This window comes from Streptomyces armeniacus (assembly GCF_003355155.1).
Classification (GTDB): domain Bacteria; phylum Actinomycetota; class Actinomycetes; order Streptomycetales; family Streptomycetaceae; genus Streptomyces; species Streptomyces armeniacus.
Map to the genome: position 1 here is coordinate 3,336,068 of NZ_CP031320.1, position 19,703 is coordinate 3,355,770.

Annotated in this window: 14 protein-coding genes and 2 tRNA genes; 3 read left to right on the forward strand and 13 right to left on the reverse strand. The window is 73.2% G+C overall.

What is annotated here, in order from left to right; genetic code table 11:
• Window positions 1-20: 20 nt before the first annotated feature.
• The gene (locus tag DVA86_RS14440) at window positions 21-1,496 is read left to right on the forward strand and encodes a substrate-binding domain-containing protein (protein WP_208878707.1); all 1,476 of its coding nucleotides are present in this window, start codon (window positions 21-23) and stop codon (window positions 1,494-1,496) included.
• Between the two features lie 143 nt (window positions 1,497-1,639).
• On the opposite strand, the gene DVA86_RS14445 is transcribed toward DVA86_RS14440, so the two are convergent.
• The 6 genes from DVA86_RS14445 to DVA86_RS14470 all read right to left on the reverse strand — a co-directional run bounded on the left by DVA86_RS14445 (window position 1,640) and on the right by DVA86_RS14470 (window position 11,434).
• Window positions 1,640-4,408 (reverse strand): ComEC/Rec2 family competence protein, encoded by a 2,769-nt coding sequence (locus DVA86_RS14445; protein ID WP_208878709.1) that lies wholly within the window; start codon window positions 4,406-4,408, stop codon window positions 1,640-1,642.
• Entirely contained in the window at window positions 4,405-5,472 is a 1,068-nt protein-coding gene (locus DVA86_RS14450; RefSeq protein WP_245996571.1) for a ComEA family DNA-binding protein, read from the reverse strand. The genes DVA86_RS14445 and DVA86_RS14450 overlap by 4 nt, the downstream gene beginning before the upstream one ends.
• A gap of 584 nt (window positions 5,473-6,056) precedes the next feature.
• A complete protein-coding gene (locus DVA86_RS14455) occupies window positions 6,057-6,902 on the reverse strand; it encodes a DegV family protein (RefSeq protein ID WP_208878711.1) in 846 nt (281 codons plus the stop codon).
• A gap of 204 nt (window positions 6,903-7,106) precedes the next feature.
• Window positions 7,107-7,982, reverse strand: coding sequence for a hypothetical protein (locus DVA86_RS14460; RefSeq protein WP_208878713.1), 876 nt, complete (start codon window positions 7,980-7,982; stop codon window positions 7,107-7,109).
• A gap of 196 nt (window positions 7,983-8,178) precedes the next feature.
• Complete coding sequence (locus DVA86_RS14465; protein ID WP_208878714.1) at window positions 8,179-11,088, reverse strand: leucine--tRNA ligase; 2,910 nt, start codon at window positions 11,086-11,088, stop codon at window positions 8,179-8,181.
• Window positions 11,089-11,361: 273 nt separating this feature from the next.
• Window positions 11,362-11,434: transfer RNA gene (locus DVA86_RS14470), tRNA-Ala, on the reverse strand.
• Window positions 11,435-11,655: 221 nt separating this feature from the next.
• Here DVA86_RS14470 and DVA86_RS14475 point away from each other — a divergent pair.
• Window positions 11,656-13,056 (forward strand): glycosyltransferase 87 family protein, encoded by a 1,401-nt coding sequence (locus tag DVA86_RS14475; protein ID WP_425470981.1) that lies wholly within the window; start codon window positions 11,656-11,658, stop codon window positions 13,054-13,056.
• On the opposite strand, the gene DVA86_RS14480 is transcribed toward DVA86_RS14475, so the two are convergent.
• On the reverse strand, window positions 13,035-13,268 hold the full coding sequence (locus DVA86_RS14480) for a hypothetical protein (protein WP_208878716.1): 234 nt from the start codon (window positions 13,266-13,268) through the stop codon (window positions 13,035-13,037). The two genes, DVA86_RS14475 and DVA86_RS14480, sit on opposite strands and share 22 nt — an antisense overlap.
• A gap of 203 nt (window positions 13,269-13,471) precedes the next feature.
• Window positions 13,472-14,923: an MFS transporter gene (locus DVA86_RS14485; protein ID WP_208878718.1), complete on the reverse strand. Its 1,452-nt coding sequence runs from the start codon at window positions 14,921-14,923 to the stop codon at window positions 13,472-13,474.
• A 106-nt stretch (window positions 14,924-15,029) separates the two neighbouring features.
• On the opposite strand from DVA86_RS14485, the gene DVA86_RS14490 reads away from it, so the two are divergent.
• The gene (locus tag DVA86_RS14490) at window positions 15,030-15,911 is read left to right on the forward strand and encodes a helix-turn-helix transcriptional regulator (protein ID WP_425470982.1); all 882 of its coding nucleotides are present in this window, start codon (window positions 15,030-15,032) and stop codon (window positions 15,909-15,911) included.
• Here DVA86_RS14490 and DVA86_RS14495 read toward each other — a convergent pair.
• The 5 genes from DVA86_RS14495 to nadD form a co-directional block, all read right to left on the reverse strand.
• Window positions 15,903-15,975: transfer RNA gene (locus DVA86_RS14495), tRNA-Ala, on the reverse strand. The genes DVA86_RS14490 and DVA86_RS14495 overlap by 9 nt on opposite strands.
• Before the next feature lie 142 nt (window positions 15,976-16,117).
• Window positions 16,118-16,795, reverse strand: a complete 678-nt coding sequence (locus DVA86_RS14500; RefSeq protein ID WP_425470983.1) for a histidine phosphatase family protein — start codon at window positions 16,793-16,795, stop codon at window positions 16,118-16,120.
• Complete coding sequence (rsfS, locus tag DVA86_RS14505; protein WP_208878723.1) at window positions 16,753-17,163, reverse strand: ribosome silencing factor; 411 nt, start codon at window positions 17,161-17,163, stop codon at window positions 16,753-16,755. The genes DVA86_RS14500 and rsfS overlap by 43 nt, the downstream gene beginning before the upstream one ends.
• Window positions 17,164-17,249: 86 nt before the next feature.
• Window positions 17,250-19,031 carry an LCP family protein gene (locus DVA86_RS14510; protein WP_208878724.1) on the reverse strand — a complete coding sequence of 594 codons (1,782 nt, stop codon included), beginning with the start codon at window positions 19,029-19,031 and terminating at the stop codon, window positions 17,250-17,252.
• Complete coding sequence (gene nadD, locus DVA86_RS14515) at window positions 19,028-19,660, reverse strand: nicotinate-nucleotide adenylyltransferase (RefSeq protein ID WP_208878726.1); 633 nt, start codon at window positions 19,658-19,660, stop codon at window positions 19,028-19,030. Before nadD ends, DVA86_RS14510 begins: the two co-directional genes overlap by 4 nt.
• Window positions 19,661-19,703: the final 43 nt, after the last annotated feature.

A 19,703-nucleotide genomic window follows, 5' to 3' on the forward strand; every position in this document is an offset into this window, starting at 1 on the left:
AACGTTCGTACGGTTCACGGGTGGAGTGGCTGAACGCCGAAAACGTACTGGGTACCGCGGGCGTGCTGGTGACCCTTGCCGTACTCGCGTATGAGCGGCTGATCCCCGGGCTCAAACGCATCGGCTACCGCGTGCAGATGGACACCGCCATCGGCGGGGACGTGCAGAACGGCGAAGCGGACGTCCGGCTCGGGCTGTTCGAGGAGTCCCCGGAGATGTCCGAAGGCTCCCTCGTGCTGCTCCGGATCGAGAACGACGGCCTCAAGGCCATCGGGCAGAACAGCTACGAGTCGGACGGCCTCACCGTCACCTTCACCGACCGTACGGTCACGGGCGTCGCGGTGACCGAGCCCAACCCCGAGGAACTGGTGGAGAGTCTGACCGCGGAACGCGGCCTCAGACACGAGGGCAACAAGATCTACATCCCCAGGGTCCCGCTCAACAAAGGCCACCACTTCAAGCTCCTCGTCATGCTCACCGGGCCCGGCGTCGGCCGGAAGGTGAAGCTGCGCGGCACCATCAACGAGGGCAGCATCAAACGGAACCGGCAGCAGCCGCGGCCCAGCAACCTGCTGCTCGGCGTCGTCGTGTTCCTCGTCGTGCTCGTGGGCGTCCAGCAGTCGCTGCTGTGGTGGAACCAGAGCCGGGACCAGCCGCCGATCGGCTGCGCGGACGGCGAACTGACCCTCACGGGCTCCACCGCGCTCCAGCCGGCGATGGAGGAGATCGGGGCGGCGTACGAGTCCGACTGCCCCGGCGCGACCATCGAGGTGGCGGCGGAGGGCAGCAGGGAAGGGCTCCAACTCCTCGACGCCGAGGGCCGCAAGGCGAAGGACGGCGCGCCGCCGATGGTGGCCATGTCGGACGGGCGGGCCTCGGGATACGAGGAGCTGAAGGAGAACCCCGTCGGCGTTGCCGTGTTCGCCATGGTGGTCAACGACGGTGTGGGCGTACGCGACATCTCCCTCGGGGACCTGCGGAAGCTCTACCGCGGCGAGATCCGCAACTGGCGCGAACTGGGCGGCCGCGACCTGCCGGTCCGGCTGGTCAGCCGCAGCAGCGGCTCGGGCACCCGCAGCATCTTCCAGGAGAGCGTGCTGAAGGGCTTCGAGTCGGGGGTGTCGTCGCAGGACTGCGTACGCCAGGACGATCCCGCCGCGAAGCAGCTGCGCTGCGAGCGGAGCAGCACGGCGCAGGTGCTGGCGGCGGTCGGGGAGACGGCGGGCGCCATCGGCTACGGGGAGCGGCAGGCGGCGAGCAAAGCGGAGGGCGTGACGCTGCTGCGGCTGGACGGGTACGCGGCGGACTCGGAGACGGTGCGGGCGGGCACGTACCCGTTCCGGGCGGCCGAGTACGCGTACACATACGGGAGTCCGCCGGCCGACTCGCTCGCCTCGGAGTTCCTCGGGTACCTGGCCGACGGCGCGGCGCAGAACATCCTCCGGACACACGGGCACCTCTCCTGCGCGGGGCTGCAGAGCGCGCAACTGTGCTGAACCCGGCGCCCCGTCCCGGTGCGCGGTCAGAGGGCGGGGCACGGTGCGCGGGGGCACGCTGGGCACGGGCACGGGCGCGGGCCCGGTGCGCGGGGGCACGCTGGGCACGGGCACGGGCGCGGGCCCGGTGCGCGGGGGCACGGTCACGGGCCGGCCGCCGGAGGACGGCGCACCACGCCCGCTCCCGAGTCCGTGACGGCGAGGGCACCGGACAGGTCCGTACGCAGCACGAGGGCGCCCTGCCTGCGGAGGGCGTCGAGGGTACGCGGTGACGGGTGGCCATAAGGGTTGTCCTCTCCGCTGGAGATGAGCGCGGTGCGCGGGCGGAGCCGCTCCAGCAGTGCCGGGTGCTGGTACGCCGAACCGTGGTGCGCGACTTTCAGGACGTCGACCCGCGGCAGGTCCGGGTGCGCCGCGAGCAGGCGGCGCTGTGCGGGCGGCTCGAGGTCCCCGGGCAGGAACACCGTCAAGTCCCCGGCGCGGACCAGGAGTGTGACGCTGGAGTCGTTCGCCCCGGACTCCCCGCCGGAGCCGCCCGATCCGGACTCCCCGGGCGTACGGGGTGGGGCCTCCCGGTCCGGCCACAGCACCTCCCAGGACAGGCCGCCCACGGCACGCCGCTCCCCCGGTGCCGCGCGGATCTCGGGGATGCCCGCCTGCCGTGCGGTGCGATGCACGAACTCTGCCTGGTCCCGCGGCTCTTGCAGGCCCGTCGTCTGGATCGAGCCGACGGCACGGCCGCGCAGCGCACCCGAGAGCCCGGACACGTGGTCCGCGTGGAAGTGGGTGAGCAGCAGGAGCGGGATGGACCTGATGCCGAGGGCGCGCAAACAGCGGTCTACGGCATCGGGGTCCGGTCCCGTGTCGATCAGCACCGCGCTGCCGTCGCCGGCCGAAAGGGCCAGCGCGTCCCCCTGGCCGACGTCGCAGGCCACCAGCCGCCAGTCGGGCGGCGGCCAGCCAGTGAGCGGGCGGGTCACCGAGGGCGGGCGGACCAGGGCGAGCAGCAGGAGCAGGGCGCAGGCGGCGGCCACCAGCGGGTGGCGCGGGAGCCGCCTCGCGAGCACCGCCAGGGCCAGCACGAGCACCGCGAGGAGCGCGGCACCCGTCCAACTGCCCGGCCAGTCCACGACGGCCCCGGGCAGCAGCGCGCCCGTCCGCGCGGTCAGCGCGATGGCTCCGGCAGGCCAACCGGCCAGCCAGGCCAGGGCCTTGGCCACGGGCAGTCCGAACGGGGCGGCGGCGAGGGCGGCGAAGCCCAGCACGGTGGCGGGGGCGACGGCGAACTCGGCCAGCAGGTTGCACGGGACCGCGACCAGGCTGACGTGCGCGGACAGCACGGCGACCACGGGCGCGCAGGCCGCCTGCGCCGCCGCGGCGGCGGCGAGTGCCTCGGCGAGACGCCCGGGCACGCCGCGCCGCCGCAGCGCGGCGCCCCAGCGCGGGGCGACGGTCAGCAGCGATCCCGTGGCCAGCACGGAGAGCAGGAAGCCGAAGTCGCGGGCGAGCCACGGGTCCCAGAGGACCAGCACCAGCACAGCGGCGGCCAGAGCGGGGAGCAGCGAGCGGCGGCGGCCGGTGCCGATCGCGAGGATGGTGATGAGCCCGCAGGTGGCGGCCCGGAGCACGCTGGGGTCGGGGCGGCTCACGACGACGAACGCGAGGGTGAGGAGCGCACCGAGGACGGCGGTCGTACGCAGGGGGATGCCCAGACGCGGGGCCAGCCCCCGCCGTTCCGCGCGGGAGGCGGTGCCGGGCGGGCCGATGAGCAGCACCAGCAGCACGGTGAGGTTCCCGCCGCTCACGGCAAGCAGATGAAGCATGTCGGTGGTGCGGAACGCCTGGTCGAGATCGTGCGGGATGCGTGCGGTGTCACCGACGACCAGGCCCGGCAGCAGCGCCCGCGGATCCGGCGCGAGGCCGTCGCTGGCCTCCCGGAGCCCGGCCCGCAGGTCGCCCGCCGTGCGCTGGAGCGCGCTCGGGCGGCCGATGACCTCGGGCGGCCGGGTGCCCTGTGCGCGCAGCACGGCGGCGATGTCCCGTCCGCCCCGCCCGGCGCCCTGCGCGGGAGCGAGCCGCGCCTCGACCCGCACGCGTGCCGAGGGCAGCAGCCCCCGCCAGGCCCCTTCCGCGCTGCCGGCAGCGGGTGGGCGGGAGCCGGCGTCGCCGTTGCGGTCCGCGCCGTCGCTGCCGCCGTCGCCGTCGCCGTCGCCGCCGCTGTCGGCGCCTGCTGCCGGGCCGGCTGGGCCGTCCCGCTCCTGTGGGTGGACCAGGAGCAGCACCGGGGCCCGTACGGCCACCGTGCCCACGCCGTCCGCCGTGACGCGGCGGATCTCCGCCGGCACGACGATGACGCCTTCCTCTCTCCGCGCGCCCCGGACCTGCGGGTGCGTGGTGTGCGGGTCGCCGGTGACGGTCAACTCGGCCGTGGCGTGCGCGTATTCGGCGGCCAGCTCGGGGACCGGCCCGCGGTGCACGTCCGCCGCGTGGAGCGCGGCGGACGTGGCGGCCGCCGCCGCGCACAGCAGCGTCATCGCGGCTGCGCCGAACACGCCGCGCCGGAACGGCGGCCGGCCCACCGTGCCCGGCGCGGTGGCCGCTCGGCGGCGGGACAGGACCGCGAGCAGCGCCCCGGCGACACCGCATGCCACCGCCGCCAGCGCGGCCGTACGGCCGGTCGTCCCGACGCCGAGGGCCGCCGCCGCCCACGCGGCGAGGGCAGGCGGGACCAGCCGGAGATCCGTGGGCCCCTCCTGGCGGGGATCGGCGGCGCCGAGCCGGTGCCCCGAGAGCGTGTGCACGGTGCTGCGCCGCCCGCCCCGGCCGCTCGGGATGCCGGGCGTGGATGTGGATGTGGACGTGGACGTGGACGTGGTGACCGTACGCGTGCCCGCGCCCGTGCCGCCGGTCATGGACTGACCCGCGGCTCGATGTCCGCGAAGCGGGCGTCGCCGATGCCGTTGACCTCGCGGAGTTCGTCGACCGAGGTGTAACCGCCGTTCTCCGTGCGGTAGTCGATGATGTGCTGGGCCAGGACCGGGCCGACGCCGGGCAGCGCCTCCAGCTGTTCGGCCGTCGCGGAGTTGAGGCTGATACGGGCTCCGGCGTCGGCGCCCGGCCCCGCCGGGCCGCCCGGGGCGGGACTGCCGCGCGCGTCGGTGGGCGCCGGACCGGCGGCGGAGGCGCCGCTGCCGCCCACGACGATCTGCTCGCCGTCGACAAGCAGGCGCGCCTTGTTGAGCGCGCCGGTCTCCGTGCCGGGCTCCGCGCCGCCGGCCGCCTCAAGGGCGTCTGCGACACGCGAGCCTGGCGGGAGGCGGTGCACCCCGGGCTCACGCACCTTCCCGGAGACGTCGACCGTCACCCGTTTCCCCGGACTCGGCTCGGGGCCCGTGCCCGCCGGTGCGTTGTCGGGGCGCCCCGAGAGGGACGGCGGCCCGGAAGTGCCGGTGGCCGCCTCGGGCGCCCGCACGGTCTGCGGACGGCCCGACCAGAAGTGGTGCACGGCGAAGCCGACCGCGATCAGCAGCACAAGTCCCAGGGCCACGATCGTCCTCGGCTCCACTCCGCAGCGGAGCTGCACCCACGTCGGCAGCCGCTCGCCCACGGCCAGCCGCAGCCTGGCGGCCCGTGACGGTGCGGGCGGCTGCTCCTCGTCCGCCTCCCCACCCGTGGTGGCCGGCCGACTCCCCTCGTCCGCGTCCAGGGGCCGCCAACGGTGCTGGACAGGACGGTGATGTGCCGACGAGGAAGCGCCGCCGGGGCCGCGGTCCGTGCGCGGGAAGGCGGCCGATGCTCCGCCGCCTCCGCCCGCCCGTTCACCGTGCTCGCCCGCGTGCTCCGCACGGCTCCGCCGCACCGCGTCACGCGCCGCGTCACGCGCCGCCGAGATGGCGACCGTACGAGGCAGTACATCGCCCGTGGCCGTACGGGCGGGCTGCGGCGGGCCGTGCTGCCGCACCTGGCGCGGCAGCACGCGGTGTGCCCCGCCGGCCGGGTCCAGCGGAGGGCGTACGCCAACGGCCGGTGGCGCGGCGTCAGTTACGGGCGGTGGCCCGCAGGGTCCATCACCCGGAGGACCGCCAGCCTCGGCATCCGCATCCGCATCCGCATCCGCATTCGCATCCGCGTCCACTTCCACGTCCACGTCGGCTTCCGGTAACGGAAACGGGACCGGGAGCGGCGGGAACGGGTCAGAGCCCCGCCCAAGGGACGGATCAGGCGCCGGAGGCGCCGCCCACCCCTCCCCCTCAGCCCCGTCCCCCGCACCGGACGCACCGCCACCGGACCGGGGCGGTGGCGCGAACAGGGACGAGGCGCGCTCGGGCAGCGGCGAGGACGCGGGCGGTACGGGCGCGGGCACGTGGCGGCGGAGGCGGCGCGCGCCCCGGGCAGTGCCCCGAACGGGGCCCCGGGCCGGGCCGCGGTGGCCCGGCCCACGAGTGTCACGGTGTGATCGAGAGGTCATGCCGAGGACGCTACGGAGTCCCCGCACAGTCAGATGATCTTGCTCAATTCCTGGGGATAACCAGCGAGTTGTGGATAACTCCGTCACCCGCCTCAGCGAAGCGAGACCACCGCACCGAGCAGTCCCGGCCCCGTGTGCGCCCCGATCACCGCGCCCACCTCGCTCACGTGGAGGTCGGCGAGCCCCCGCAGCCGGCCGCGCAGCCGCTCCGCCAGCTGCTCCGCGCGCTCAGGCGCCGCGAGATGGTGTACGGCGACGTCCACCCGCGCGTCGCCGGACTTCTCGACGACGATCTCCTCCAGCCGGGCCAGCGCCCTGGACGCCGTACGCACCTTCTCCAGCATGGCGATGCGCCCCTCGGACAGCTCCAGCAGCGGCTTGACCGCCAGCGCGGACCCCAACAGCGCCTGGGCGGCGCCGATCCGGCCGCCTCGGCGCAGATAGTCGAGGGTGTCGACATAGAAATACGCGGAGGTGCCCTCGGCCCGCTTCTCGGCCGCGGCCACGGCGTCGTCCACCGTGCCGCCGGCCCGCGCGGCGCCCGCCGCCGCCAGCGCGCAGAAGCCCAGCGCCATCGCGACCATCCCGGTGTCGACGACCCGCACCGGGACCGGCGCCTCCCGCGCGGCCATCAGCGCCGCGTCGTACGTGCCGGAGAACTCCGCCGAAAGGTGCAGCGAGACCACGCCGTCCGCGCCCCCGTCCGCGGCCGCCCGGTACGCCTCCGCGAACATCGCCGGGCTCGGCCGTGACGTCGTCACCGCCCGCCGTTTGCGCAGGGCCTCGGCCAGCGAGCGGGCGGAGATCTCGGTGCCCTCCTCCAGCGCCTCGTCGCCGAGCACCACGGTCAACGGAACGGAGCTGATGCCGTGCTCGACCAGCGCCGCCGGTGGCAGATAGGCCGTGGAGTCAGTGACGATCGCGACGTGGCGGGACATGAAGCGGAGATTATCTCCCGTTGTCGGCGAGTGGCAGCACAGGCCCGGACGTTTAGCTTCCGCTTACCTTCCGTACGAGGTCCGGGCCGGTCCCGTACGAGCTCCCGGACGCCTCCGTACGACGTCCGTACGACGCGCCCGACGGGTCCGTACGACGCCCGCGCCCGACGTCCGTACAACGCCCGCGGCGGCCCCTCCGCGCCCTCAAGGAGCGCTCTGCGGGCGCCCCTTGCGGAGGTCCGGCAGCTTCCGCGGCTGCTTCCCCGCCGCGCCCGCACCCGCCTCCGTGTCCACGTCCGCGCCCGCGTCCGTGCCGGTGTCCGTCTCCGGAGCCGCCCCCGCCTCGGACGCACCGGACGTACCGGACGCACCGGCCTCGCCCGTGCCCCGTTCCAGCGCCTCGCCCGTGCCCCGTTCCAGCGCCTCGCCCGTGCCCCGTTCCAGCGCCTCGGCCGCGTCCGGCCCGCGCAGTCTGCGCGCGGCCTCGCCGTCCGGCGTGCGCTCCGCGTCCAGCGCGGGCGCCCCGCCCGCCGGCGGCTCCCGCCACCCGCGCAGCGCGCCCGACTCGATCTCGATCTGCTCGCGGAGCGCCGACAGCCCCTCCGCGTCGTACTGCCCGGCGCGGTCCTGCGCGGCGAAGCGGAGGGAGTCAGCGGACTCCTTGATGGTGTCGACCCGCTTGCGCACGTCCGGCAGCCGCTCCGCGATCCGCGCGCGGTCCGGCTCCCGCTCCATGAGCAGCCGCAGCTCGCCGTCGACCTGCCGGGCGTGGTCGTGCAGCCGGTCCAGCAGCCCGATGGCCTCCCGCAGCGAGGCGTCGTCGCCCGCCCCGGTCTCCAGCGCGAGGCGCGTGCTGTCGATGGAGGAGCGCAGCTCCAGGCGTACGCGCGCCACCTCGCCGACCGGTCCCGGCTGCGCGGTCTTCGCCTTGAGCGCCGTCTCCTCCACTGTCCGCCTGACCTGCGCACCGGTGCGCTCCACGCCCCGCTTCACGGCGCGTACGGCACGCACCGCGGCGATGACGCCCAGGGTCACGAAGACCACGAAGAGCAAGGCCAGTACGCCGATGACGAATTCCACCCGGGCTCCTTCGTCCGTGCCGCCGTCTCCCGTGCCGTCTCCAGCCTAAACGGACGGGAGCGGCATGGCGTTCCGCGCGTCCCGGACGGCCCCCGTAAACCTCCCCGTAGGGGAAGCGACGGCCGCCCGCAACCGCACCTCCGTCGTCGCCCCGGAGTCACCCCCGGACGACGTCCACCCCAGACTCGCCCCGGAGTCACCCCGGAACGACGTTCACCAGCTTCGGCGCCCGCACGATCACCTTCCGGGCCGGCGAGCCGCCCAGGGCCGCGACGATCGCCGGCTCCGCCAGCGCCGCCTCCTCCAGCTCGGCGTCCGTGATGGACGGCGCCACCTCCAGCCGCGCCTTGACCTTGCCCTTGACCTGAACGACGCAGGTCACGGTCTCGTCCACGACGTACGCCGGATCGGCCACGGGGAAGCCCTCGTACACGACGGTCGACTCGTGCCCCAGCCTGCGCCACAGCTCCTCGGCGACGTGCGGGGCCAGCGGCGCGATCAGCAGCACCAGGCCCTCGGCCACCCGGCGGGAGACCTCGGGCTGCTTGGTGAGGTGGTTGTTCAGTTCGGTGATCTTCGCGATGGCGGTGTTGAAGCGCAGCCCGCTCAGGTCCTGCCGTACGCCGTCGATCGCCTTGTGCAGGGCGCGCAGCGTCGCCTCGTCCGGCTCGTCCTCCGTGACGGCGATCTCGCCGGTCGACTCGTCGACGACGTTCCGCCACAGCCGCTGCAGCAGCCGGTACTGGCCGACGACCGCGCGGGTGTCCCAGGGCCGGGAGACGTCCAGGGGGCCCGTCGCCAGCTCGTACAGGCGCAGCGTGTCCGCGCCGTACTCCGCGCAGATCTCGTCCGGAGTGACGGCGTTCTTCAGGGACTTGCCCATCTTGCCCAGCGTCCGGGAGACCTTCTCGCCCTGGTGGAAGTACGCGCCGTCACGCTCCTCCACCTCGGCGGCCGGTACGGCGATGCCGCGGCTGTCGCGGTAGACGTACGCCTGGATCATGCCCTGGTTGAACAGCTTGTGGAACGGCTCGGCCGAGGACACGTGCCCCAGGTCGAACAGCACCTTCGACCAGAAGCGCGCGTACAGCAGGTGCAGCACCGCGTGCTCGGAGCCGCCCACGTACAGGTCGACGCCGCCGTTCGGCAGGCCGTCGCGCGGGCCCATCCAGTACCGTTCGACGGCGGGGTCGACCAGGCGCTGGTCGTTGTACGGGTCCAGATAGCGCAGCTCGTACCAGCAGGAGCCGGCCCAGTTGGGCATGGTGTTGGTCTCCCGCCGGTACTTGCGCGGGCCGTCGCCCAGGCCCAGATCCAGGGTGACGTTCACCCAGTCCTCGTTGCGGGACAGCGGCGTCTCGGGCGAGGTGTGTGCGTCGTCCGGGTCGAAGGTGCGCGGGGAGTAGTCGTCGACCTCGGGCAGCTCCAGCGGCAGCATCGACTCGGGCACCGCGTGGGCGACGCCCTCCTCGTCGTACACGATCGGGAACGGCTCGCCCCAGTACCGCTGGCGGCTGAACAGCCAGTCGCGCAGCCGGTAGTTGACGGTGCCGGCGCCGATGCCCTGCGCCTCCAGCCACTCCGTGATCTTCGCCTTGGCCTCGACGACGCCCAGGCCGTCCAGGACGACCCGCTGGCCGGCCGAGTTCACAATCCGCGCGTCGTACGAGACGAACGCCTCGTCCCAGGTGGCGGGGTCGGTGCCGCGGTCGTCGGAGGGCTCGACGACGCAGCGCATCGGCAGCTCGAAGGCGCGCGCGAACTCGAAGTCGCGGTGGTCGTGCGCGGGGACGGCCATGATGGCGCCGGTGCCGTAACCCATCAGCACGTAGTCGGCGATGAAGACCGGCACGCGCTCGCCGCTGACCGGGTTCGTGGCGTACGCACCCGTGAACACGCCGGTCTTGTCCTTGGCCTCGGCCTGCCGCTCGACGTCGGACTTGGCGGCGGCCTGCGCGCGGTACGCGGCGACCGCCTCGGCCGGCGTGGCGTGGCCGCCGGTCCACACCTCGTGGGTGCCCTCCGGCCAGGCGTCCGGCACGATCGAGGCGGCGTGGCCCTCGCCGGACACCAGGTCGTGCTCGGGGGCCAGCACCATGTAGGTCGCACCGAACAGGGTGTCCTGCCGGGTGGTGAAGACGGTGATCGCGGCGTGTTCCTCGCCGTGCGCGGTGTCGACCGGGAAGTCGACGCGCGCGCCCTCGCTGCGGCCGATCCAGTTGCGCTGCTGCAGCTTGATCGCCTCGGGCCAGTCCAGCGAGTCCAGGTCGTTCAGCAGCCGCTCGGCGTACGCGGTGATGCGCATGTTCCACTGCCGCAGCTTGGCCTTGAAGACGGGGAAGTTGCCGCGCTCGGAGCGGCCCTCGGCGGTGACCTCCTCGTTGGCCAGGACGGTGCCCAGCCCGGGGCACCAGTTCACGGGGGCGTCGGAGGCGTACGCCAGCCGGTAGTCCCCCAGCAGGTCGGCGCGCTCCGTACGGTCCAGCGCGCTCCACTCGGCGCGGCCCTCGGGCGTCCGGCGCCGCCCGGACTCGAACTCGGCGACCAGCTCGTCGATCGGCCGCGCGCGGTCCGCCTCCTCGTCGTACCAGGAGTTGAAGATCTGCAGGAAGATCCACTGCGTCCACTTGTAGTACGACGTGTCGATCGTCGCGAACGTACGGCGCTGGTCGTGGCCCAGGCCCAGCCGACGCAGCTGCGCCCGCATCTGCACGATGTTCGCCTCGGTGGACACCCGCGGGTGCGTGCCGGTCTGTACGGCGTACTGCTCGGCGGGCAGCCCGAACGCGTCGAAGCCCAGGGTGTGCAGGACGTTGTGGCCGGTCATCCGCTGGAAGCGGCCGTAGACGTCGGTGGCGATGTAGCCCAGCGGGTGGCCGACGTGCAGGCCGGCGCCCGAGGGGTACGGGAACATGTCCATGATGAACTTCTTGGGCTTGGCCGCCGTCTCCGGATCGCCGCCCAGGGCGCCGTCACCGGGGTTGGGCGCCTCGTACGTGCCGTGCTTCTCCCAGAAGTCCTGCCAGCGCGCCTCGATGTCGGCGGCCAGTGCCGCCGTGTAGCGATGGGGGGCCGCGGTCTCGGCGGCGGTCGTGGTCTCGCTCATCGTCCTCAAAGCTCCATCGGTCGTCTCTGCTTGCCCGGGAAATGAAAAATCCCCTCGCACAGGAGGGGACGCCGCGCCGATTCCGGCCCCGTTCAGAGGGGTCGGTAGTCCTCAGCGCGGCCCGCTAAGCAGAAGGCGTACGGCACGCATGCGCACAGGGTACCGCAAGGGCCACGCGCCGTCCGGGGCGTCCGGAACGTGAGCGGGAGCGGCCCGTAACGCAGACGACGTGTGTCCGCTTTGAGCGCGGGCACACGTCGTCTGGCAATCGCGTGGAGCTAAGGAGATTCGAACTCCTGACCCCTTGCATGCCATGCAAGTGCTCTACCAACTGAGCTATAGCCCCAAGAATGGTCCGTGCGGAAAACGCGGCCAGTGGTGCCGCCGGTTTCCCGGCGTCCGCGCTGTGACGTCCCCGCTACGGCGGTGCCTACTGTACACGCCCGCGGCAGTGGTCCGCCAAAGTGTTTCCGCACCCCCGACACCCCTTCCACCTGGCGTTCACGGCCGGCCGATACTGTCGGGGCGCCGACGCACCGCGATCCTGGAGAGACGCACGCCGTGAGCATCGTTCAGCAGACCGCCGCCGGCCGGACCAGCGCCACAGCCTGGTCGTACGTCGTGCGCCGGCCCACTTTCGCCGCCGCCCTCCTGTGTCTCGTGTCCTTCGCCGCCTTCTGGTCCGCACAGCGCGCGACGGACGTCTCCATGATCGACCTCATGGTCTACCGCGCGGAGGGCTGGGCCGCCCGCAGCGGACAGGACCTGTACCTGCTGCGCGCGACACACGCCGACCTGCCCGCGACGTACCCGCCGTTCGCCGCGCTGCTGTTCATGCCGCTCACCCTGCTCGACATCGACGACATGCGGACCACCGCGACCCTGCTCAACCTGGGCCTGCTGATCGCCCTCGTCCATCTCGCCCTCCGGCTCACCGGCCGCCCCCTGCGCATCCCGCGCCCGGCCGCCGTCCTGGTGCTCGCCGCGCTCGCCGTCTGGTGCGAGCCGGTGTGGACGACGCTGCGCTACGGGCAGGTGAACCTGCTGCTGGCCGCGCTCGTCGTCTGGGACCTCTCACGCCGCCCGGACCACCGGTGGGCGGGCGTGGGGACAGGGATCGCGGCGGGCATCAAGCTCACACCCGCGCTGTTCGCGGTGTTCCTGGCGCTGTGCGGGATCGTGGAGGGCTGGCGGCGGCTGCGCCACACCGGGGTGGTCACCGACGTGTGGAACCCGCGGCTCCGGCAGGCGACCATGGCCACCGGCGCGTTCCTCGCCACGGCGCTGCTCAGCGCCGTCGTCCTGCCGCGCGACTCGCACCGCTTCTGGTCCGAGGTGCTCTTCACCTCCGACCGGGCCGGCGACATCGAGGGCACGGCCAACCAGTCCCTGCGCGGCGTCCTCGCCCGGCTGCTGCACACCCCGGATCCGGGCACGCTCGCGTCCGTGCTGGCCGTGGCGGTGGCGGCGGCCGGGCTGGCCGTCGCCGTGGCGGCGTTCCTCGCGGGCCCGCGGCGCCTGGCGCACGCGCCCGCGTGGGCCGCGCTCGCCTGCGCCGCCACGGCGCTCCTGGTGAGCCCGGTGACCTGGTCGCACCACTGGGTGTGGTGCGTGCCGCTGGTGCTGCTGCTCGGGACGGAGGCGCTGCACCGTACGAGCGTCCGCTGGTGGACGGGTACGTGTCTGGCGGCGCTGATCTTCTGTACGTACGCGCTGTGGCTGGTGCCGCACAAGGCGGTCGGCGGGGTGCGGCCCGAACTCCACCAGGGCTTCGGCGAGATGCTGCTCTCCGGCCTCTATCCGCTGGCGGGCGCGGCTTTCCTGGTGCTCGCGGCGACGCGTGCCGTACGGGCGCTCCGCAGGCCGGTGCCGTACGAGCTGCCGCGGGGCGGAAGCGGGAGCGCGGGCGGAGGTGCGGCGCGGCAGAGCGCGGCGCCCGCGCCGCGTCAGGCCGTGGCGAAGGAGTAGAAGCGCTTCAGCGTGCAGTGCTCGTCGAGCAGGCGGCCGTAGATCGGCTCACCGTCGAGCTCGCGGTACGTCTCGATCGGGTCGCCCTTTATGATCAGCGCCCGCGCGCATTCCTCGCACCAGTACTGGAACTCGGCGTTCACGGGCTCCATATCGCGGACGATCGGAGTCCCACTGCCGCACCAGTCGCACTTCCGGCTGTGAGCCCCCATCAGTCAGCTCCAGGTGTGGCCACAGGCCGTGCACACGTAGGAAACTCCTCCATTGTCGCCGAGCATCTGAGCGACATTCGATGATCCGCAAGCAGGGCACTGGAGGACCGTGGCAGGCATCGCTTCCGTCCCTTCCGGTTCGCCCCGCCCCCCTTCCAGTCGTCACGATTCTGCCATGTTCTTCCCCCTGGCAGGAGCCCCGGTCAGCGAGCCCTGCGCAGGAATCCCGCGAGAGCGCCGAGAGCCGACGTCCCGGCGAGCGCGAGACCGGTCGCCCAGAGGGCGTCGGCGGAGGTTCCGGTCGCCTCCAGCCGGTTGAGGAAGAGGGTGCCGAGGGTGGCGATTCCGATCAGCATGCCCAGCTGCGTCACCGTGGTCAGCAGCCCGCTGGCGTCGGCGGCCTCCTGCGGGCGTACGGAGCCCAGGGCGCGGGTCAGCGTCGGGCTGTAGCCGAAGCCGAGGCCCAGGCCGATCCCGGCGAAGGCGGCGAACAGCCACACGCCGCCGTCCCCGCCGTCCCGCAGCACCCAGCCCAGTGCGGCGTACGAGACGGCCGCCAGCACGAAGCCGCCCGGTACGGCGGTGCGCAGGACACGTTCGGGGAGCCGCTGCCAGAGCAGGCCGACGGCGCCGAAGGCGACGGCGGTGGGCCCGAACGTGAGCCCGGTGCGCAGCGCGCTGTAACCGAGCCCGCCCTGGAGGTGCAGGGAGAGGGCGAACAGCAGGCCGGCGTTGGCGGCCATGACGACGGCGATGCGGACCACGGCCAGCGAGATGCCGGGCGCACGCAGCACCCTCGGCGCGATGAGCGGTGAGCCGCCGCGGCGCGCGAGGCGGGTCTCGTACGCGGCGAACACGGCCAGCACCACGGCGCTCAGCGCGAGCGAGAGCCGGCACCAGGCCGGCCAGTCCCGCTCCTGCCCGAGCACGAGCGGGACGGTGAACAGGCAGACGGCGGCGGCAAGCAGAAGGAGCCCCGCCAGGTCGAGGCCGCGGGCCCGCTCGGCGTTCCTGGCCTCCCGCTCCTCGCGCGGCAGCACACGCAGCCCGAGTGCCAGCAGCAGCACACCGATCGGCACGTTGAGCAGGAAGGCGGGGCGCCAGCCCGCGCCGAACAGGTCGGCGCTGACGAGGACGCCGCCGACGATCTGGCCGGCGGCGGCGCCGGTCGCGATCACGGCGGCGAAGGCGCCGAGCGCGCGGGCCCGCGCGGGGCCGGTGAACGTGCGCTGGATGAGGCTGAGGATCTGCGGCACCATCACGGCCGCTCCCGCGCCCTGAACGAACCGGAACGCGATCAACTGGCCGGTGCCGGAGGCGAGTCCGCAGGCCAGCGAGGCGGCGGTGAAGAGGACGAGGCCCTGGAGGAAGACCCGCCCGTGCCCGAACCTGGCGCCCAGCCGGGCCCCGGTGATCAGCAGCACGGCGTAGCTGATGGTGTAGCCGGCGAGGACGAGTTGCAGGCCGGCGCCGGAGGCGTGCAGATCGGTACGGATCGTGGGCGCCGCCACGTTGACGATGAACACGTCGAGCAGCGCCATGAACTGCCCGGTCAGGACGGTCACCAGCAGCCAGCGGGACCGGTTGTCAGTGGCGTGGCGTTTACTGGCAGCGTCGGGGATGGACGGCGCGGACGGCGGGGCGGTCTGGGTCATGACGCCACCCTCGGGCTGTTCAGTACGGGTAACCAGAGCCCGCTGATGCTGGTAGTGGCAGCACCTGGCAGGGACGGGGCACGGGCACGACGATGGGGGCGTGACGGTGACGACGGCACAGCGGAACACGGCGGCGCGCCGCAGACCCGAGCTCGCCGCCTTCCTGCGCAGCCGCCGCGCGCGGGTGACCCCGGCGGACGTGGGGATGCCGCCGGGGCTGCGGCGCCGTACGCCGGGGCTGCGCCGCGAGGAGGTGGCGCAGCTCTCCGGGGTGGGCGTGACCTGGTACACGTGGCTGGAGCAGGGCCGCCGCATCAACGCCAGCGCGCAGGTGCTGGACGCGGTGGCGCGCACGCTGCGGCTGGACGCGGCCGAGCGCGAGCATCTCTACCACCTCGCGGAGGTGCCGTTCTTCCCGGAGCAGCTGCCGTCCACGGACTGCGTGGGGGCCGAACTGCAGGGCGTGCTCGACGCGGTGGAGACGCTCCCGGCCGTGATCTACAACTCGCGGTACGACATCCTCGGCACCAACGCGCAGTACCGCGCGGTGTTCCGGGTCCCTCAGGCACGGGCCGGCGTGCGGAACGTGCTGTGGACGCTGTTCACCGGCGACCGGGAGAACTGCCCGCTGGTGTTCCGCGACTCCGAGCTGCGGGTGATGGTGGCGATGCTGCGCGGGGCGTACGGGCGGCACGTGGGCGAGCCCGCGTGGGAGTCGTTCATCCGGCGGCTCTCGGAGGCCAGTCCGGAGTTCGTGGGGATGTGGACGAGCGGGGACGTGGTGCCGCCGGGCCCGCGGGTGAAGACGTTCCGGCACGCGGCGGTGGACGGCGAGATACGGATGTCGTCGGTGTCCCTCGCGGTGAACGGGATGCCGGAGGCGCGGATGGTGGTCCACACGCCGAGCGACGACGAGAGCCGCGCCCTGATAGCCGAAATCCCGCCCCTGGAAAGGGACGGGACCGGCGACGAACGGGAGTGGAGCTAAGGAGATTTGAACTCCTGACCCCTTGCATGCCATGCAAGTGCTCTACCAACTGAGCTATAGCCCCGCGTGTTGCGAACGGGCAGAAGCTTAACGGGTGCGGGGCCCGATTGAGAAATCGCCCCAGGCCCACGGCCCGTGCCGCGCTCAGCCACGGCCCGTACGGCCGCTGCCGCGCTCGGCACCCGACCGTACAACCGCTGCCGCGCTCAGTCGTCGTCGCCGAGCACCGGCTCCGGGAGCGTCCCGGCGTTGTGCTCCAGCAGCCGCCAGCCGCGCACGCTCTCGCCGAGCACGGACCAGCAGCAGTTGGAGAGGCCACCGAGCGCCTCCCAGGTGCTCGGGTGCAGTCCCAGCAGCCGTCCGATGCTCGTACGGATCGTGCCGCCGTGGCTCACCACGACGAGCGTGCCGTCGTCCGGCAGCTTCTCCACGCTCCGCTCGATCACCGGCGCCGCCCGGTCCGCGACCTCGGTCTCCAGCTCGCCGCCGCCGCGCCGCACCGGTTCGCCGCGCTTCCACGCGGCGTACTGGTCGCCGTAGCGCTCGACGATCTCCTCGTGCGTGAGCCCCTGCCAGGCCCCGGCGTACGTCTCGCGGAGGGTCTCGTCGTGGCTGACCTCGAGCCCGGTCACGGCGGCCAGCTCGGCCGCCGTGGCCCGCGTGCGCTTGAGGTCGGACGCGATGACCGCGTCCGGCTTCAGCCCGGCCAGCAGCCGTGCCGAGCGCCGGGCCTGGGCCAGCCCGGCCTCGGTCAGCTCGATGTCCGTCGACCCCTGGAAGCGGCGCTCCAGGTTCCACGCGGTCTGCCCGTGCCGCCACAGGACGACTCTCCGCCCGCGGCTCACTGCGCCTCCTCCGCGTGCGCGGCCCCCCGCCCCAGTGATGCCTTCGCGTCCTCGGGCAGCTCGATCTGGGGGCAGTCCTTCCAGAGCCGTTCCAGCGCGTAGTACACCCGCTCCTCGCTGTGCTGCACGTGCACCACGATGTCCACGTAGTCCAGCAGCACCCAGCGGCCCTCGCGTTCGCCCTCCCGGCGCGCCGGTTTGGCCCCGTGCTCCTTGAGCAGGTGCTCCTCGATGGCGTCGACGATCGACCTGACCTGCCGGTCGTTGGGTGCCGAGGCGAGCAGGAAGGCGTCGGTGAGGGCGAGGACGTCGCTGACGTCATACGCGACGATGTCGTGCGCGAGCTTGTCGGCGGCGGCCTGGGCGGCGGCTTTGACGAGCTCGGTGGAACGGTCCGTGGCTGTCACAGGCAGAGCTTTCGGTCGGGATCGGTTGGCCCGGGCCGGCAGGCCCGGGCAACAGACCCCAGGATCTCATGTACGCGCACGGGCGCTCAGCCCTTGTAGTCCTTGCCCAGGACGACCGTCACGTCGGCGTTGCCCGCGCCCTTCCCCTTCCGTACGGCGCCGTCCGGCAGTCCGAGCGTCTTGGCGACCTCCGCGGCCTGCGCCTTCTGCGCCGCGTTCGCGTACGTCACCTGGGAGGTGCCGCCGCTGCCGCCGCCCTGGCCGCCGTCGACGACCGTGAAGCCGCCGTTGACCAGCGCGACCCGTGCCGCCTCCGCGGCGCCCTTGCTGCCGGAGGCGTTCTGCACGCTGACGGTGGGTGCGGCGCTCGGGTCGGAGTTCTTGACGGTGCCGCCGAGCACGTCCTTGACCAGGCCGTCGCTCGTGCTCCGGCTGAGCGTCCCGTTCGTCTCGACGGGCAGCACCTTCGTATCGAACGCGCCGTCCTTCGCGAGCGCCGAGAGCCCCGCCAGAGTCGCGCCGAGCGACTCCTCGGAGAGCGAGGGGTCGAGGATCTGGCCGAGTGACTTCACGGTGTTGGTGGCGCCCGCCTTGTCGCTGGACACCTTCTTCAGGACGGCCTCCATGACCTGCCCGAAGCGGGTGAGCTGCTTGGCCTTCTGCTCGCCCGTGGCGCTGTACGTGGCGTACGCGACGGCCGCCCGGCCGTCCAGGCTCGTCGCCTTGCCGCGTTCCACCAGCGGCTTGTCGCCCTTCTTCTTGCCCGGCACGGCGGTGTCGGTGTCGACGGCGATGCCGCCGACGGAGTCCACGAGGATCTCCAGGTACGGGGTGTCCAGCCGCCACGTCCCCTTGATCTGCGCGCCGAACAGCCGGTCCAGGGCGTCCCGGGTCGGGGTGGCGCCCTCGTCCTTGACGGACTTGCCGAGTGTGGTGGTCCCGCCGTCGGCGGTGGAGACGGCGAGGGAGTTGGGCAGCAGGAGGGTGGTGCCCTTCTTCGCGGTGTCGTTGTCGACGAGCAGGGCAGTGGAGCTGGCGTCGCTGTCGGTGGAGAGGAGGTGTACGGCCAGCACGTCGCGCTTCTCGCCCGCCGCGGCCTTGCCGCTGTCGGAGCCGTTGTCGACGCCGGGCAGCTTGCCGGCCTGCCAGAGGTAGCCGAGGCCGCCCACCATGGCGAGCACGAGCAGCACGATCAGCGCGCTCTTGCGGTTCCGGCCGCGCCGCTTCGCCTCCTCGCGCCGCTCGGTGCGGCTCTCGGTGAACTTGAGCCAGTCGATGACGTCCTCGGAGTCGTCGGTCTCCTCCTCGACGAACGAGAACTGCTCGGTGTCGTAGCCGCCTTCGGGCTGCTGCCGTGACCGTTCCGCCTCGGGCGGCGGTGCCTGCCGGGGGACGCGGCCGCCGGTGTCGGTGGCGGTGCCGTACGGGTCGTATCCGTACGGCTGCTGCTGGTCCTGCTGCGGCTGCTGCGGCTGGACGTGCTGCTGCGGTGCCTGCTGCTGCGGCTGCCCGCCGTAGTACGCGGCCGGATCCTGGCCCGCCTGGCCCCCGCCCTGCTGCGGGTACGGATACGAGGGCTGCTGCTGCCCGGTGTCCGCGGCCGGGCCGTACGGGTCGTACGCGGGCTGCTGCCCGGTCTGCGAGCCGTAGGGGTCGTACGGGTCGTACCCGTCGTATACGGGCTGCTGCTGCCCGCTGTCGGCGGCCGCGCCGTAGGGGTCGTATCCGTACGGCTGCTGCTGCGGCTGGACGTTCTGCTGCGGTGCCTGCTGCTGGTCCTGCTGGTATATCGGCCGCCCGTACTCGTCGTAGCCGAGGATCTGCGGCTGCTGCTGGCCATACGGGTCGTATCCGTAGCCGTCTGTCACGTCCGCGCCCCCTCCGCCCCGTTCCGGTACAACTGCCGCTTGCTGATGTAACGCACGACGCCGTCCGGCACCAGATACCAGACCGGATCGCCGCGCTCCACCCTCGCACGGCAGTCCGTCGAGGAGATCGCCAGCGCGGGCACCTCCACGAGCGAGACGCCGCCGTCCGGCAGCCCCGGGTCGGTAAGCGGATGGCCCGGCCGGGTCACCCCGATGAAGTGCGCGAGGGAGAACAGTTCCTCGGCGTCGCGCCAGGTCAGGATCTGGGCCAGGGCGTCGGCACCGGTGATGAAGAAGAGGTCCGCGTCCCGGTGCTCGGACCGCAGATCGCGCAGGGTGTCGATGGTGTACGTGCGCCCGCCGCGGTCGATGTCGCTGCGGCTGACCGAGAACTGCGGATTGGAGGCCGTCGCGATGACGGTCATCAGATACCGGTCCTCGGCGGGTGACACCGTCTGGTGGCTCTTCTGCCACGGCTGGCCTGTCGGCACGAACACCACCTCGTCGAGGTGGAAACGCGCGGCGACCTCACTCGCCGCGACCAGGTGGCCGTGGTGGATGGGGTCGAAGGTGCCGCCCATCACGCCGAGCCGCCGCTTGGCCGTGCCGGGCACTATGTGCTCTCCCATGCGTGCCGACCTTAGCCGCTGCGAGCACACGCCGGAGGCGTGG